The organism is uncultured Kluyvera sp., from assembly GCF_902485085.1.
Lineage (GTDB): Bacteria > Pseudomonadota > Gammaproteobacteria > Enterobacterales > Enterobacteriaceae > Kluyvera > Kluyvera ascorbata.
In genome coordinates this window covers 42496-58836 of sequence record NZ_CABTJS010000016.1, presented here as the reverse complement: position 1 = coordinate 58836, position 16341 = coordinate 42496, and the positions used below count along the sequence as shown (strand labels likewise).

16 protein-coding genes and 1 tRNA gene are annotated in these 16341 nt (G+C 52.9%); 10 read left to right on the top strand and 7 right to left on the bottom strand.

Annotated features, from left to right (window positions below; translation table 11 throughout):
- Positions 1–2: 2 nt before the first annotated feature.
- Positions 3–90 (bottom strand) — tRNA-Ser (locus RDN66_RS03280).
- A gap of 144 nt (positions 91–234) precedes the next feature.
- Entirely contained in the window at positions 235–1854 is a 1620-nt protein-coding gene (locus tag RDN66_RS03275; RefSeq protein ID WP_202216117.1) for an ABC transporter substrate-binding protein, read from the bottom strand.
- A 237-nt stretch (positions 1855–2091) separates the two neighbouring features.
- Here RDN66_RS03275 and yccA point away from each other — a divergent pair, with 237 nt between their 5' ends.
- Together yccA and tusE are read left to right on the top strand one after the other, a co-directional pair.
- Positions 2092–2751 carry an FtsH protease modulator YccA gene (gene yccA / locus RDN66_RS03270; protein ID WP_052284078.1) on the top strand — a complete coding sequence of 220 codons (660 nt, stop codon included), beginning with the start codon at positions 2092–2094 and terminating at the stop codon, positions 2749–2751.
- Positions 2752–2838: 87 nt separating this feature from the next.
- Positions 2839–3168, top strand: coding sequence for a sulfurtransferase TusE (gene tusE / locus RDN66_RS03265; RefSeq protein ID WP_308537547.1), 330 nt, complete (start codon positions 2839–2841; stop codon positions 3166–3168).
- Here tusE and yccX read toward each other — a convergent pair.
- Positions 3165–3443 carry an acylphosphatase gene (yccX, locus tag RDN66_RS03260; protein ID WP_035892387.1) on the bottom strand — a complete coding sequence of 93 codons (279 nt, stop codon included), beginning with the start codon at positions 3441–3443 and terminating at the stop codon, positions 3165–3167. The two genes, tusE and yccX, sit on opposite strands and share 4 nt — an antisense overlap.
- Positions 3444–3587: 144 nt before the next feature.
- Here yccX and rlmI point away from each other — a divergent pair, with 144 nt between their 5' ends.
- Together rlmI and hspQ are read left to right on the top strand one after the other, a co-directional pair.
- Positions 3588–4778, top strand: a complete 1191-nt coding sequence (gene rlmI, locus RDN66_RS03255; protein ID WP_035892389.1) for a 23S rRNA (cytosine(1962)-C(5))-methyltransferase RlmI — start codon at positions 3588–3590, stop codon at positions 4776–4778.
- 71 nt (positions 4779–4849) lie between these two features.
- Complete coding sequence (gene hspQ / locus RDN66_RS03250) at positions 4850–5167, top strand: heat shock protein HspQ (protein WP_035892449.1); 318 nt, start codon at positions 4850–4852, stop codon at positions 5165–5167.
- Positions 5168–5282: 115 nt separating this feature from the next.
- Here hspQ and RDN66_RS03245 read toward each other — a convergent pair whose 3' ends face one another.
- Positions 5283–5696, bottom strand: a complete 414-nt coding sequence (locus RDN66_RS03245) for a CoA-binding protein (protein WP_248538954.1) — start codon at positions 5694–5696, stop codon at positions 5283–5285.
- 133 nt (positions 5697–5829) lie between these two features.
- Between RDN66_RS03245 and mgsA the strand changes: the two genes are divergently transcribed.
- On the top strand, positions 5830–6288 hold the full coding sequence (gene mgsA / locus RDN66_RS03240; RefSeq protein WP_035892391.1) for a methylglyoxal synthase: 459 nt from the start codon (positions 5830–5832) through the stop codon (positions 6286–6288).
- Between the two features lie 38 nt (positions 6289–6326).
- Here the strand turns inward: mgsA and helD are convergent, their stop codons facing one another.
- Positions 6327–8381, bottom strand: a complete 2055-nt coding sequence (gene helD / locus RDN66_RS03235) for a DNA helicase IV (RefSeq protein WP_202216119.1) — start codon at positions 8379–8381, stop codon at positions 6327–6329.
- Positions 8382–8503: 122 nt separating this feature from the next.
- On the opposite strand from helD, the gene RDN66_RS03230 reads away from it, so the two are divergent.
- A complete protein-coding gene (locus RDN66_RS03230) occupies positions 8504–8950 on the top strand; it encodes a YccF domain-containing protein (protein ID WP_035892393.1) in 447 nt (148 codons plus the stop codon).
- Between the two features lie 18 nt (positions 8951–8968).
- A complete protein-coding gene (gene yccS, locus RDN66_RS03225; protein WP_202216120.1) occupies positions 8969–11095 on the top strand; it encodes a YccS family putative transporter in 2127 nt (708 codons plus the stop codon).
- Here the strand turns inward: yccS and RDN66_RS03220 are convergent.
- Positions 11085–11702 carry a TfoX/Sxy family DNA transformation protein gene (locus tag RDN66_RS03220; RefSeq protein ID WP_035892396.1) on the bottom strand — a complete coding sequence of 206 codons (618 nt, stop codon included), beginning with the start codon at positions 11700–11702 and terminating at the stop codon, positions 11085–11087. The genes yccS and RDN66_RS03220 overlap by 11 nt on opposite strands.
- 218 nt (positions 11703–11920) lie before the next feature.
- On the opposite strand from RDN66_RS03220, the gene sulA reads away from it, so the two are divergent.
- Positions 11921–12430, top strand: a complete 510-nt coding sequence (sulA, locus tag RDN66_RS03215; protein ID WP_035892397.1) for an SOS-induced cell division inhibitor SulA — start codon at positions 11921–11923, stop codon at positions 12428–12430.
- Positions 12431–12784: 354 nt separating this feature from the next.
- The gene (ompA, locus tag RDN66_RS03210; RefSeq protein WP_202216121.1) at positions 12785–13840 is read left to right on the top strand and encodes a porin OmpA; all 1056 of its coding nucleotides are present in this window, start codon (positions 12785–12787) and stop codon (positions 13838–13840) included.
- Positions 13841–13925: 85 nt separating this feature from the next.
- Here the strand turns inward: ompA and matP are convergent, their stop codons facing one another.
- Positions 13926–14381 (bottom strand): macrodomain Ter protein MatP, encoded by a 456-nt coding sequence (gene matP / locus RDN66_RS03205; RefSeq protein ID WP_202216122.1) that lies wholly within the window; start codon positions 14379–14381, stop codon positions 13926–13928.
- 184 nt (positions 14382–14565) lie between these two features.
- Here matP and RDN66_RS03200 point away from each other — a divergent pair, with 184 nt between their 5' ends.
- Complete coding sequence (locus RDN66_RS03200) at positions 14566–16326, top strand: Lon protease family protein (RefSeq protein ID WP_202216123.1); 1761 nt, start codon at positions 14566–14568, stop codon at positions 16324–16326.
- The last annotated feature ends 15 nt before the right edge of the window (positions 16327–16341 follow it).

The window sequence follows — 16341 nt, the reverse complement described above, 5'->3', positions numbered from 1 at the left end:
TTTGGCGGAAGCGTAGAGATTCGAACTCTAGAACCCTTTCGGGTCGCCGGTTTTCAAGACCGGTGCCTTCAACCGCTCGGCCACGCTTCCAATGAGGCGCACTATAAACATCCCGAACGGACCTGTAAAGCACCAAAACGTTCGTTTGCCTGAAAAACAGCCAAAATGTTGTTATTCGCCTGAAAAAACAACAAAATGGCTATTTTTACGACGCTTTATTCCTCAAATTTCCACTTAATGCTTCTTGATGTAGATATCTTTCGTGGAGAAATTCCCCAGGCGATCCGGCGCAAATCCGCCCACCCACGGTTTTACCAGGTGCGTGCGTACGTAGTGATAGACAGGAATAGCCGGTACATCGCGCGCCAACAGGTCTTCGGCCTTCTGATAATCGCGCGCACGCTGAGCGACATCCTGCGTCTTCGCCGCATCGCGCAGCGCCTCGTCATAGTCCGGATTGCTGTACTTCGCCGTATTCTCGCTGTCGCCGGTACGGAAGGTGTTGAGGAACGTCGAGGCGTCATCATAGTCCGCAATCCAGGCGTAGCGCACGACGTCAAAGTTGCCGGTATGCATCGCATCCAGCATGGTCTTCCACTCCTGGTTTTGCAACTTGGCTTCAACGCCGAGATTTTTCTTCCACATTGAAGCTGCCGCTATCGCGATGCGCTGGTGGGATTCCGACGTGTTGTACAGCAGGTTGAACGACAGCGGGTGCGCATCATTAAATCCAGCTTCCGCCAGCAGCTTTTTCGCCTCAGCCATACGCTTATCACGCGGCCAGGAGGCGTAATCAGGCCCGTGCAGCTTCACGCCGCCAATATCCGGCTGGCTAATCACCCATGCCGGGCTTTGCCCCTGCCCTAACACTTTGTCGGCAATAATGTCTTTATCCAGCGCCATATTCAGCGCGCGACGCACACGGGCATCGTTAAACGGTGGTTTAGTGGTGTTGAACTCATAGTAATAGGTCGCCAACTGCGGCTTAACGTCCACCTGATCGCCGAGCGTCTTTTTCAACTGACTGAACTGGTTAATCGGTAAGGTGTAGACGATATCGACTTCACCCGCTTTATAGCGGTTCACATCAGAGGCTTCAGAGCGAATAGGCAGGTAGGTTACTTTATTGACCACAGTCTTCGCGTTGTCCCAGTAACGTGGGTTTCGCTCGGCCACAATGCGCTCGTTAACCACCCACTGCGACAGTGTGTAGGCACCGCTGCTAACAAAGTGCTCCGGCTTCACCCATTTATCACCAAACTGGCCGATCAGCACTTTATCCAGCGGCACCATTGACGGGTGCGCCAGCATGGCGAGGAAGGCGGAGTTGGGCTGCGTCAGGGTAACTTCGACCGTGGTGTCATTCAGCGCCTTCACGCCGAGGGTATCCGGGGCCTTCTTACCTAAGGCGATATCCGCCGCGTTCACTATATGCATATTGCCTGGGTAACTGGCGTAAGGCGATGCGGTGGTTGGCGTGACCAGACGCTGCCAGCTCCAGACCACATCTTGTGCGGTAATCGCTGAACCATCAGACCAGGTAATGCCTGGGCGCAGATGGAACGTCCAGACGGTATTGTCCTTATTGTCCCAGGATTCCGCCAGCCGCGGCTCAATGCTACCGTCGGGCTTCACCGCCACCAGCCCATCAAACATATCGTTGAGGATGTTGAACTCAACATCACTCTCAACTTTATGCGGATCAAGCGAGGCAGGTTCATTGCCGTTGCCGCGTACCAGCTCCTGTTTATCGGCAAGCACGGTACCTTCCGGCACGTTTGCCGCCTGAACGGTTGCGGTTATACCTAGCGCCAATAGCGCGATCGTGACGTTGTTATAGTGTTTTAATTTCATTTCCATTGCCTTGTTGTTATAACCCTCTTCACTGTTAGCATGAAGCCGCAACAACGCAAATGCTTTCAACAACCTATAAGAGTTTGATCTCGATCTTCGTGATTTTATTAATGGAATTTGTGACCCACCAGTAATACCCTGATTCGACAGAGTAAAGATGGGTAAAATCATTAGGGAATAAAGAAGAGATTTTTTATTCTGTCTCACTAATAACATCTGTCATATAAAGGGTGACTTATGGATCGCATAATTACTTCATCGCGTGACCGCTCATCGCTGCTGAGCACACACAAAGTTCTGCGTAACACCTATTTTCTGCTGAGCCTGACGCTGGCGTTTTCCGCCATTACTGCGACCGCCAGCACCGTGCTGATGCTGCCGTCTCCGGGCCTTATTCTGACGCTGGTTGGCATGTATGGTTTAATGTTCCTGACCTATAAAACGGCGGATAAGCCGGTCGGTATTCTGTCGGCCTTCGCCTTTACGGGCTTCCTGGGTTACATCCTGGGGCCGATTCTGAACGCCTATCTGTCTGCGGGCATGGGCGACGTTATCGGTATGGCGCTGGGCGGTACCGCGCTGGTGTTCTTCAGCTGCTCGGCCTACGTGCTGACAACCCGTAAGGACATGTCCTTCCTCGGCGGTATGCTGATGGCCGGTATCGTGGTGGTGCTGATTGGTATGGTGGCGAACATCTTCCTGCAGCTGCCTGCCCTGCACCTGGCAATTAGCGCGGTGTTTATCCTGATCTCCTCCGGGGCCATCCTGTATGAGACCAGCAACATCATCCGCGGCGGTGAGACCAACTACATCCGTGCTACCGTTAGCCTGTATGTCTCGCTGTACAACATCTTCGTCAGCCTGCTGAGCATTCTGGGCTTCGCAAGCCGCGATTAATCCCAGCTCAACGGACCCAAGGCCTCGCTTATGCGGGGCCTTTTTATTTGCTACACTTGCCGCCATCTGTTTGTTACGTGAAATATTATGCTTATCTACGAAAACACTGAAATCGAGACCGATAGCGAAGGCTATCTTAAAGACACTACGCTGTGGAGCGAAGGACTAGCGGCGGCGATTGCCGCCAATGAAGGTATTGAACTGAGCCCTGAACATTGGGAAGTCGTACGCTTTGTGCGTGAGTTTTATCTGGAGTTCAACACCTCTCCGGCAATTCGTATGCTGGTCAAAGCGATGGCGAATACCTTCGACGAAGAGAAAGGCAACAGCCGCTACCTGTATCGCCTGTTCCCGAAAGGCCCGGCCAAACAGGCCACCAAAATCGCGGGCCTGCCTAAGCCAGTGAAGTGCATCTAATAGCGAATACTGAAGTTGCTCCACGCTTTTTCGGGTTGATGGGGTTCCGCCAGAACTTTATCAACCCGGGCGCTGCGCGGCCCGCCCGCTTTCAACCACGCCAATAGCTTCTCGACCTGCTCTTCGCTGCCGCAGGCGACAACCTCCACGCTGCCATCATCCAGATTCAGCGCGTAGCCTCGCAGGCCCAGACGCACGGCCTCCTGCTGGGTAAAAAAGCGAAAACCGACGCCCTGTACCTGGCCGTAAACCCAACAAATTACGCATTTATCCATGCGGCTTTCCTCCGGTATAGTTCAGACGATTTATTCCACTTTAGCGTCAATTGGCCTGACATTCTTCCGCTGTTCGTTGCATTTATGCAGGGAAGTCAGGAAAATGCAGCCTGATCCCTTCCTATATAGTCAGATAAAAAAACTATGAGTGTACGTTTAGTGTTAGCCAAAGGGCGCGAAAAATCATTGCTGCGCCGTCATCCCTGGGTCTTTTCCGGTGCGGTTGCGCGCATGGAAGGCAAAGCCAGCCTCGGCGAGACCATTGATATTGTCGACCATCAGGGGAAATGGTTAGCCCGCGGCGCATATTCTCCAGCTTCGCAAATCCGCGCTCGCGTGTGGACGTTCGATGCCAAGGAAACCATCGATATCGACTTTTTCGTGCGTCGCCTGCAGCAAGCACAAACCTGGCGCGACTGGCTGGCGCAGAAAGACGGGCTGGACAGCTATCGTCTGATCGCCGGCGAGTCTGACGGCCTGCCTGGCGTCACCATCGACCGCTTTGGCTCCTTCCTGGTGCTACAGTTGCTGAGCGCCGGTGCGGAATACCAGCGTGCAGCGCTGATTAGCGCACTGCAAACGCTGTACCCGCAATGTGCGATTTACGATCGTAGCGACGTTGCCGTGCGTAAAAAAGAAGGTATGGAACTGACTCAAGGGCCAGTCACCGGCGAACTGCCACCTGCCCTGCTGCCTATTGAAGAACATGGCATGAAGCTGTTGGTAGATATTCGGGGTGGCCATAAAACCGGCTATTACCTTGACCAGCGCGACAGCCGTCTGGCGACTCGTCGCTACGTGGCGGATAAACGCGTTCTGAACTGCTTCTCCTACACCGGAGGCTTTGCGGTCTCTGCGCTGATGGGCGGATGCAGCCAGGTCACCAGCGTAGATACTTCCCAGGAAGCGCTGGACGTGGCACGTCAAAACGTCGAGCTGAACAAACTGGATCTGAGCAAAGCCGAATTCGTTCGCGACGATGTCTTCAAACTGCTGCGTAAATATCGCGACCAGGGCGAGAAGTTCGATGTGATCGTTATGGACCCACCGAAATTTGTGGAAAATAAAAGCCAGCTGATGGGTGCCTGCCGCGGCTATAAAGACATCAACATGCTGGCTATTCAGCTGCTGAACCCGGGCGGTGTGCTGCTGACCTTCTCCTGCTCCGGCCTGATGACCTCAGATTTGTTCCAGAAAATCATTGCTGATGCCGCAGTAGATGCTGGTCGTGATGTACAATTTATAGAGCAGTTCCGTCAGGCAGCCGATCACCCGGTGATTGCAACCTACCCGGAAGGACTGTACCTGAAAGGATTTGCCTGCCGCATCATGTAACTTGAAAAGCGAAATGGTGTCTATATATGTAGAGATACAGAGATAACGCCATTTCCCGGGAGGTGAGTATGATGATTACCAGCAAATTCGGTATTGGCCAGCAGGTGCGTCACTCCCTGCTGGGCTACCTGGGCGTGGTGGTAGATATCGACCCGGTTTACTCGCTTGACGATCCTGATCCCGACGATCTTGCGGCCAACGATGAGCTTCGCGCGTTGCCCTGGTATCACGTGGTGATGGAAGATGACGATGGTCAGCCGGTACATACCTATCTGGCCGAAGCCCAGTTGAGCAGCGAACCGCGCGAAGATCACCCAGAGCAACCTACGATGGATGAACTGGCGCGTACCATCCGCCGACAGCTACAGGCACCGCGGCTGCGTAACTAACCGCCGCGTTAATGCTAAAACCCCGCACTGCGGGGTTTTTTATTATGAAGTACAGATAACATTCCGTAGCCCGGCCAAGCGAAGCGACGCCGGGAATGCCCTCGCGTGACTCTGATTATTTTGCCAGCCCTAAACGCGGGATCTCAATCGCTGGGCAGCGATCCATCACCACTTGCAGACCCGCATTGCGCGCCAGCACTGCCGCCTGCTCGTTAATCACTCCAAGCTGCATCCACAGCGTTTTAGCGCCAATCGCGATAGCGTCTTGTGCCACACCCCACGCCGCTTCAGAGTTGCGGAAGACATCAACCATATCGACCTTTTCCGGCACATCGGCAAGCGTGGCATAGCCTTTCTGGCCCAGCAACGTGCCGCCAGCTACCTTCGGTGACACTGGGATCACGCGATAGCCTTGATCCAGCAGATATTTCATGACCCGATAGCTTGGGCGGTCAGGTTTATCGCTTGCCCCCACCAGCGCAATGGTGTGGGTAGTGGTCAAAATGTTGGCAATATCATGTTCTGTCATCATTATCCTCCTGGCTAATCGTTTAAGTGTACGCGAGCACGCCGATGTCGCGCGTCAAATTTTTGCTAATCAGAGCTTGCAGGCTGATTCGCTTGCAGTAATCTGTCTGGATTACACATATAGGGAATGGTTTATGGAACTCACCACTCGCACCTTACCGGCGCGTAAACACATTGCGCTGGTTGCGCACGACCACTGCAAAGATATGCTAATGAAATGGGTAGAGCGCCACCGGGATTGTCTGGCGCAGCATACGCTGTCGGCCACCGGCACCACCGGTAACCTGGTGCAACGCGCCACCGGCCTGGAAGTGAAAGCTATGCTGAGCGGCCCGATGGGCGGCGATCAACAAGTAGGCGCGCTGATTTCAGAAGGTAAAATCGACGTCCTGATCTTCTTCTGGGATCCGCTTAACGCCGTCCCACACGACCCTGACGTCAAGGCGCTGCTCCGTCTGGCAACCGTCTGGAATATCCCGGTTGCTACCAACGCCTCCACCGCTGATTTTATTATCCAGTCACCGAACTTCAGCGAGCCGGTCGATATCCTGATTCCGGACTACCAACGCTACCTCGCTGAGCGCTTGAAATAAGCGCCAGAAGCAAGCCGGAGTCATGACTCCGGCTTATCTTAAGGTTTTCGCGCCACCGGCACTGACAGCTGCTTCAAAATATCCACAAACGGCGACGGCTGTTGCTGATTAAACAGCAGCCAGACACGTAAACGCGCGCGAGTAATGGCCACGTACAGTAAACGTCTCTCCTCGGCATCCGGGAAATCTTCCGGCGCAGGCAGCAGCGCCTGTTCCATAATCGACTCGCGTGCAGGCGCCGGGAAACCGTCAAACCCTTCTTTAAGCCCCAGCACGATGACGTAGTCCGCCTGTTGGCCTTTGCTGGCATGAACGGTCATAAAATCGATATTGAGCTTAGGCCAGCGCGTAGCGGCCTTATCAAGCGCGGCAGGCTTCAGATGATGGTAACGCGCCAGCACCAGGATTCGTTGATCCTCAGTGGCGTAACCGCTGAGCTTATCAAACAGCGCATCAAGCTTGTCATCCTCCAGCAGCGTCACAGCATGTTTATCGCCCGCGGTCAGGCTATTGAGTGGTTTACTGAGCTGGTGCGGATTTTGCTGAATAAACCGATTGGCTATCTCGCCAATACGGCTATTAAAGCGGTAGGTGGTATCCAGTGCGCAGTTATCGCCTTCACCAAAATAGTGGTTAAACGCGGTGGTCAGCGAAAGCTGCGCACCGCTGAAGCGATAGATGGCCTGCCAGTCATCGCCCACGGCATAGAGCGAGGTTTGTGAGTTCTGCTTACGCAGCGCCGCCAGCAGCGCGGCTCGCTGTGGAGAGATATCCTGAAATTCATCCACCAGAATATGTTTCCACGGGCTGACAAAGCGACCTTTTTCCAGAATATTGATGGCCTGATGGATAAGCCCGGAAAAGTCGACGGCGTTTTCGTCTTTGAGCGCCGTTTTCCACGCCTTCAGCAGCGGCGCCATCAGCTTCACGCGTTTACCAAACAGGTCGCGTACCTCTTCCGGCGCACCGGCAATCATCTCTGCCTGTGAACCGCCGTGCATACGCATCAGGCTTACCCAGCGATCGAGTCTGCTCCCCATGCGTTTAATGAGTTTTTCATCTTCCCAGAAATTATCTTCGGCGACGTCCCAACCCATCTCATCCTGCAGCCACAAACGCCAGCCTTTAGCCTGCGCCTTTTTCTCCCGACACTGCTGCTGCCAGCATTGGGTAAATAGCGCGTAGCGGGCAGAGGAATCGTTCTCCAGCTTGCTAACAACCGGAACTTTTTTGCTACCCTGCTGAATAATGTGCAGCGCCAGGGCGTGGAAAGTACGCGCGGTAATGGCGTCCGTATGCAGCCGCGTTTGCAGGCGCTCATCCATTTCCTGCGCGGCTTTTTTACCAAAGGCCAGCAGAAGGATTTGCTCCGCCGACGCTTCACCCCGCGCAAGCAGCCAACCCGCCCGCGCCACCAGCACGGACGTTTTTCCGCTGCCAGCCCCGGCCAGCACCAGCAGCGAACGTTCACCATTCACCACCGCTCGTGCCTGAGAAGTATTAAGTGGCGATGACTCAATCTGTTCGAAAAATTCAGCGTACTTTTCCAGCATCGCTTCGGTGTATCGCTGATTATGCTGCGCACGACCGTTTTCTTTATCGGTCAGCCATGCCTGACATTGACGCCAGGCATCACAGCAGTTATCAAATGCTTCAAGACGTTCGGTCGGTAACGGTAGCCCTTCCAGCGCCGTGACCACCTGCTGGCGTATTTTTTGCGCCTGTTGGCGGGTGAGCCATTGGGTTTCTGCGCTGCTGCCTGCAATTACCGCTAGCTGCTTTTCGAGAAGTTCAGCGGCAATCGCGCTCATTTCTTCGCCCCATTGCTGCCAGAGCCCCAGCAAATGGCGGTGGAAGCGCTGCGTTTCTCCCCATTCGGTTCCGTGCAGGCGTACGACTTTATCTTCAGGCAAAACGAACTCCAGCTCCCCCCACACCAGACCGCGTTTGCAGTTGATGGCCAGAAGCTGATTGAAAGGAATGAGATACTCATGCTGAGGACCGGAGACCCTGACGCCGGCGTTGAGGATCTCAACCCGGTCATAAGGATGCTGCGCCATGCGCTTGCCCAGCGTTGTTGATTTTAATTCCATGTCGTGTCGAATCCTGACTTTTTCGATACCTCACAGTGTAACCGCCAGAGAATAGGTGCTCCAGCGTAAAAAAACGTTACAATCATCAGGTCTTATTATTCACAGTGCTACACAGAGGGTTTATGCGTACAGTTCTGAATATTTTGAATTTTGTGTTAGGTGGATTTCTGACAACGCTAGGCTGGCTGCTTGCAACGCTGGTCAGTATCATTTTGATTATTACCTTACCGCTCACTCGCTCCTGCTGGGAAATCACCAAACTCTCACTGCTGCCCTACGGTAATGAGGCCGTTCATGTTGATGAACTGGAGCCAGGAACAAAAAGCAGCGTGATGAATGCGGGCGGAACCGTGCTTAATATTGTCTGGTTCGTACTGTTCGGCTGGTGGCTGTGTCTGACTCATATTCTCGCCGGGATTGCGCAGTGCGTGACGATCATTGGTATTCCTGTTGGCATCGCTAACTTTAAAATTGCCGCCATCGCACTCTGGCCGGTTGGCCGTCGTGTGGTTCCCGTGGAAGTAGCGCGCGCGGCTCGCGAAGCAAATGCACGCCGCCGTTTTCAGTAATCAGGACGAATACACGCTATGCTAAGCCCTTTGCTTCGCCGCTATACATGGAACAGTACCTGGCTTTATAACGCCAGAATCTTTATTGCGCTTATCGGTACTACCGCCCTGCCCTGGTGGCTGGGCGATGCTAAGCTCACCATTCCGCTCACCCTGGGCGTGGTCGCCGCGGCGTTGACCGACCTCGACGATCGACTCACCGGACGGTTACGCAACCTGGTTATCACGCTTATCTGTTTCTTCATTGCCTCGGCATCAGTGGAGTTGCTGTTTCCGTGGCCATGGCTGTTTGCGCTGGGTTTAACGATTTCGACGATCGGGTTTATCCTGCTCGGCGGCCTTGGTCAGCGCTACGCCACCATCGCATTTGGTGCGCTGCTTATTGCTATTTATACCATGCTGGGGGTATCGCTTTACGCACACTGGTATCAACAACCGCTGCTGCTGATTGCCGGTGCCGTCTGGTATAACCTACTGACTCTGACCGGGCACCTCATCTTCCCTATCCGTCCACTGCAGGATAACCTCGCCCGTAGCTACGAACAGCTTTCTCGTTATCTCGAGTTGAAATCCCGATTGTTTGACCCGGACCTCGATGACGAAGACCAGGCGCCACTTTATGAGCTGGCATTGGCAAATGGGCAACTGATGGCAACGCTTAACCAAACCAAAGTGTCGCTATTAACGCGTTTGCGCGGCGACCGGGGCCAGCGGAGTACCCGAAGAACGTTACATTACTATTTCGTCGCCCAGGATATTCACGAACGAGCCAGTTCATCGCATATCCAGTACCAGGCGCTGCGCGATAACTTCCGCTACAGCGATGTCATGTTTCGCTTCCAGCGCCTGCTCTCTATGCAGTCCATCGCCTGTCAGGATCTGGCAAAATCAATATTGCTCCGTACCCCCTATCAGCACGATGCGCGGTTTGAGCGCGCATTCTCCCACCTCGATGCTGCGTTAGACCGCGTACGCGCCAGTGGTGCCGCGCCAGAACAGATGAAAGCACTTGGTTTTTTACTGAACAATTTGCGCGCTATTGACGCCCAGCTTGCGACTATCGAGTCCGAGCAACTGCAATCACAGGCGCAAAGCGAGACGGAAACCTTGCTCGCAGACGATAGCCTGCATGGTTTTGCCGATATTCAGTCGCGTCTGAGTCGTAATATGTCACCGGAGTCGGCGCTTTTTCGCCATGCGGTGCGTATGTCATTGGTACTCTGCGCAGGTTACGCATTCATTCAGTTTACCGGTTTGCAACACGGCTACTGGATCCTGCTCACCAGCCTGTTTGTCTGTCAGCCCAACTATAACGCCACCCGTCACCGCCTGGCGCTGCGTATCATCGGTACGCTGGTCGGCGTGGCCCTAGGTCTGCCGATTTTGTGGCTGGTCCCTTCGCTTGAGGGACAATTGGCACTGATTGTCATCACCGGGGTTCTCTTCTTCGCTTTTCGCAACGTTCAATACGCGCACGCGACGATGTTTATCACGCTGCTGGTTCTGCTGTGCTTTAACCTGCTTGGTGAGGGCTTCGAAGTAGCATTGCCGCGTGTGGTGGATACGCTGATTGGATGCGGTATTGCCTGGGTTGCCGTCAGTTTTATCTGGCCTGACTGGAAATTCCGCAATCTGCCTCGCGTGCTGGAGCGCGCAGTTGACGCAAACTGCCGCTACCTGGACGCAATTCTGGAACAGTATCACCAGGGGCGCGATAACCGTCTGGCCTATCGAATTGCACGTCGTGATGCGCATAACCGGGATGCAGAGCTCGCCTCAGTGGTCTCAAACATGTCGACGGAACCTAAGGTCACCCCGGAAATGCGAGAAACTGCGTTTCGGCTGCTCTGCCTCAACCACACCCTGACCAGCTATATTTCCGCTTTAGGTGCCCATCGGGAAAAACTGGCTACAGCAGAAATACTGGCTCTTCTGGACGATGCGGTGTGCTATGTCGATGATGCGCTACACCACCAGCCTTCTGATGAGGAACGGGTGCAGCAAGCTTTATCTAACTTAGCCGCACGAATCCAACATCTCGAACCTCGCCCGGACAGCAAAGAGCCATTGGTCTTACAACAAATTGGCCTGATGATTTCGTTGCTACCTGAAATCTGTCGTTTGCAAAAACAGGTTATGGCCTGACCCCCTCCGTTTTCACGTGGGCTAATGCCCATTCCTGTAGCTCCTGGCGCCGTTGCGCCGGGAGCGCGGCTGAGTGAACGCCCATAATCGCCCCTTCCAGAGAATACAGCACATTAATACTCAGCTGCTTACGAATCTTACGCAGCCGAATCCATGCCATTTCTGCCCCCAGATGCTGAAGCATTTGAGCATCTTTAATTCCCGCTTCACTTAACAACAGCTCCATATGAAATGAGAGATTAGGCAGATCTTTTATCCGTAATGATTTCTGTTGTTTCTTTTCTCGAAGCGCATCCTCGAGAGAAAATTTGCCAAGCTGAAGTAAGACCGGTTCGTCAGACCAGAGCCGCTCGCCAACATGGAAATACTTTAACTGCTGTGAACACCCTCGCTTACGTAATGTCAGTAATGGAGGCGAATGCTGAGCCTGATAGGTCGCACTTTCCTCGCACATCCTCAGGTAGAGTTCCCCTTCAGAGACCATTGCAAATACCGCATCATTGACGGCAAGACTATAGCCACCAAACAGCGCCCGCGACTTGATTTTGCCCAACAGCGAAAAATATTTCTGGGACTGATAAATCCGTTTATATGATATTTTCTTCATGATTAATCCTTAATAATCATGGACATGGATGCATTAAATTTGTTAATGGAAGACATAACAAGCAACATAGGCGCGTTCGTTCGACACGGCAAGGTGAATTTGCCTTTGTAGGCATTTAGAGTGCAATTTTGCGAGTTGCTTTCAGAAAATGAGGTTGATCTTTAATCTTCAGGGTAGTACTGTATATTCATACAGTAACCCACAGGGCTGGATTAACTATGTATACTTCTGGTGTTGTAAATCATTCTTCTGCTGCGGTCTCGACTACCGCTTCCCATACTTTTACATCAGTAAAAGATTCCTCAACCGCTTTGGTTAGCGAAGTGCTTTATCGGGAAGATCAGCCGATGATGGCGCAGCTATTGCTACTGCCCCTGCTACAGCAGCTCGGTCAGCAGTCTCGCTGGCAGCTGTGGTTAACACCGCAGCAAAAGCTCAGCCGCCAGTGGGTGCAAGCATCTGGCCTACCGCTGACAAAAGTGATGCAGCTACGTCAGATGCCTCCAGGCGACATGCTCGACTCCATGGTTCGCGCATCTCGTACGGGGAATTATAGTGTGGTTATCGGCTGGTTGACGGAAGATTTATCAGCGGAAGAACATGCCCGATTACAACAGGCTGCCGAAGACGGTAACGCGATGGTGTTTATTATGCGACCAGTTCACTCTGCCTCTCGTTGTGCTGGACAATTTAATGGGCTAAAAATTCACTCAAATTTGTATCATTGAAGAAAATTAGGAATTTTCCTGGCCTTTTTTTTGCAGTTTTTTTATCTCCTCGATTTTATGAATGATTTTAGGTAGAACGCTTGTCTGGTGCGGTTCTGGGTGTTTTGCATCGTTTAAATTTTCGACACATTTGTTAAATATTGCGTATACAACTCTTTTTTTTTCATAAGCCTGACGGAGTTCACACTTGTAAGTTTCCAGCGACGTTGTAGACTTTACATCGCCAGGGGTGCTCAGCTTAACACCGCAGATATCTGCTGAGTAATTACTAAGCCACGCCCCCGGTGGAAGGATTTAACCGTGAATCTATTTAGAACTTCATGGCAAATTTTGGATGATAACGAGGCGCAAAAAATGAAAAAGACAGCTATCGCGATTGCAGTGGCACTGGCAGGTTTCGCTTCCGTAGCGCAAGCCGCTCCGCAAGACAACACCTGGTATGCGGGTGGTAAACTGGGTTGGTCCCAGTTCCATGACACCGGCTGGTACCAGAGTGACCTGAACAACAACGGTTCTACCCACAACAGCCAGCTGGGCGCAGGCGCGTTCGGTGGCTACCAGGTTAACCCGTATGTTGGTTTCGAAATGGGTTACGACTGGCTGGGCCGTATGAAATACACCGGTAGCCAGACCAATGGCGCACTGAAAGCTCAGGGCGTACAGCTGACCGCTAAACTGGGTTACCCAGTAACTGACGATCTGGATATCTACACTCGTCTGGGTGGTATGGTATGGCGTGCTGATTCCAGCAACAACCAAATCGGCGACAACCACGACACTGGCGTTTCCCCAGTATTCGCTGGCGGCGTTGAGTGGGCTGTTACTCGTGACATCGCTACCCGTCTGGAATACCAGTGGGTTAACAACATCGGCGACGCAAACAGCGTTGGCGTACGTCCAGACAACGGCATGCTGAGCGTAGGTGTTTCCTACCGTTTCGGCCAGCAGGATGCAGCAGCGCCAGTTATCGCGCCAGCTCCAGCTCCAGCTCCAGAAGTACAGACCAAACACTTCACTCTGAAGTCTGACGTTCTGTTCAACTTCAACAAAGCTACTCTGAAACCAGAAGGCAAACAGGCTCTGGATCAGATGTACACCCAGCTGAGCAACCTGGATCCTAAAGAAGGTTCCGTAGTGGTTCTGGGCTTCACCGACCGTATCGGTTCTGACGCTTACAACCAGGGTCTGTCCGAAAAACGTGCACAGTCCGTTGTTGATTACCTGGTATCTAAAGGTATCCCAGCTGACAAAATCTCCGCACGTGGCATGGGCAAATCTAACCCAGTTACTGGCAACACCTGTGACGGCGTGAAAGCGAAAGCTGCGCTGATCGACTGCCTGGCACCAGATCGTCGCGTAGAGATCGAAGTTAAAGGTAGCAAAGACGTTGTAACTCAGCCTCAGGCTTAAGTTCCCGTCTAATAAAAAACCCCGCGCTGCGGGGTTTTTTTTGTCCTGAATTTAATCAGACAAGCTATCGAGACACGGGTAGTGGCTACTTCTCTTTTCCCAGCATCGCCTCAAGGTCCTGCTTCAGACTAGACATCTTCGTCGCATACTTCTCTTTATTCTCAGCATCTTCGATAAGCTTAACCACTGTTTCGGACAGCGTTTTACCCCGGCGCTGAGCAAGCCCTGCTAGACGCTGCCAGACGGCAAACTCGAGATCGATAGACTTCTTGCGGGTATGCTGATGCTCGGCGTTAAAATGACGCTTACGGCGTGCACGAATCGTCTGCTTCATACGGTTTACCAGCTGCGGGTTGATGTGCTGAGCAATCCAGCCATTCACCTGAACTGGTTCATTTTCCAGTTTCAGCAAAACATCGACAGCCTCTTGTGCGGCGCTGGCTTCAATGTAGCGGGTAATGGACTCACCTTCCCGATGTTTTTTCACCAGGTATTTCCACTTCCAGCCGCTTTCAAGATTTTCCAGTTGTTGATATTTCATTGCGATCTCAGTGTGACCGTGTAACTCTTTTCAGGATAACAGTTTTTTCTCAATGTGCTGAGAAGAAATCTGCAACTGTGATATGGATAAAGCCAAGGGCCGAAGATACTCCCCTATTCTCCGTGAGCTTCCCTGCGGCATCAGGTATAATCACGCACTTTACATCTGACTAAAAATAGCGACATTGACTATAAATACTCTTTCCCGGCGCTTTCTCGCCCCCGCGACTGAAGCTTACCAGGCGCTATTTGCCCAGCCTGACTTAGCCTCAGAAAACGACGCATTATTCAGCGAACTCCAGGCCCGTTTACACTACGCGCTGGAGCAGTTTCTCCACCCACAGGGGATCTCACCCTTCTTACTGGTGAAAGCCCCAGAAGAAAAAGAGTACCTGCAACTGCTCTCGCAAACGGCCCTCTCTCTGCGCAATAGCGATGAATCTGCTCTTACGGGCGTTGATTATCAGGCTATCGGTGGCAAAGTCACGATGCAGCCAGCCAAAAGTGCAGAGGATAATTTCGCCAGTACCGGCCCCATCATTTTTGCCGACTGGGCCGAAGCTGAACAACTTTTTGGCTGTGTTCGTCAGTTTAATGGCGAAATCAGCCTGCAGCCAGGTCTGGTCCATCAGGCTAACGGCGGCATTCTCATCCTCTCTTTACGAACGCTGATGTCACAGCCACTGCTGTGGATGCGTTTAAAGAATATCGTCACGCAGCAGCGCTTTGACTGGCTCACCTTTGATGATGCGCGTCCGCTGCCGGTGAGCATCCCTTCGATGCCGTTAACGCTTAAGGTCATGCTGGTCGGTGAACGCGAATCGCTGGCTGACTTCCAGGAGATGGAGCCTGAGTTAGCGGAATCCTCACTGTACAGCGAGTTTGAAGACAGCCTGCAGCTGACAGACGAAGAAGCGCTCAGACAGTGGTGTCAGTGGGTATCAAGCGTAGCCCGTGAGAAATCCCTGCCGATGCTTGCCGCTGATGCCTGGCCGCTCCTGATGCAGGAAGGCGCACGTTACAGCGGTGACCAGGAAATTATGCCGCTTTGCCCGCTGTGGATTAGCCGCCAGCTACGCGAAGCCGCACCGTTTACCACGGATAACACCATCAACGCCGAACAGCTGAAAACGATGCTGGTGCAGCGCCAGTGGCGTGAAGGATTCCTGGCCGAACGTATGCAGGATGAAATTCTGCTTGAGCAGATCCTGATTGAAACCGAAGGCGAATGCATCGGTCAGATCAACGCCCTGTCGGTCATTGATTTCCCTGGTCACCCTCGCCCATTCGGTGAGCCGTCACGAATAAGCTGCGTCGTACATATTGGCGACGGTGAGTTTACCGACGTTGAACGCAAGGCGGAACTTGGTGGCAATATTCACGCCAAAGGGATGATGCTGATGCAGGCCTTCTTAATGGCCGAGTTGGATCTAGACCAGCAGCTCCCGTTCTCTGCCTCTATCACCTTCGAACAGTCATACAGCGAAGTTGACGGCGACAGCGCCTCTATGGCCGAGCTCTGTGCGCTTATCAGCGCCCTGGCAAACGTTCCGATTAATCAAAGCATCGCCATGACCGGTTCTGTTGACCAGTTTGGCCGTGCTCAGCCAGTTGGCGGTCTGAATGAAAAAATTGAAGGCTTCTTTGCCATCTGCGCCCAACGCGGTTTGAGCGGGAAACAAGGGGTCATCATTCCTTCCGCCAACGTACGTCATCTGAGCCTTGCGGCTGAGGTGCAGGAAGCGGTAGAAGCAGGAGAATTCTCAATCTGGGCCATTGATGATGTCACTGATGCGCTGCCGCTTCTTACGCAGCTGAACTGGGACGGAGAAGGTCAGACGCTGCTGCAAACTATTCAGGAACGTATTGCACAAGCCACACAGCAGGAGCCTCGCTACCGCTATCCGTGGCCGTTACGCTGGTTAAATCGTTCAGCTTCCAACTGATCGGACTTGTTCAGC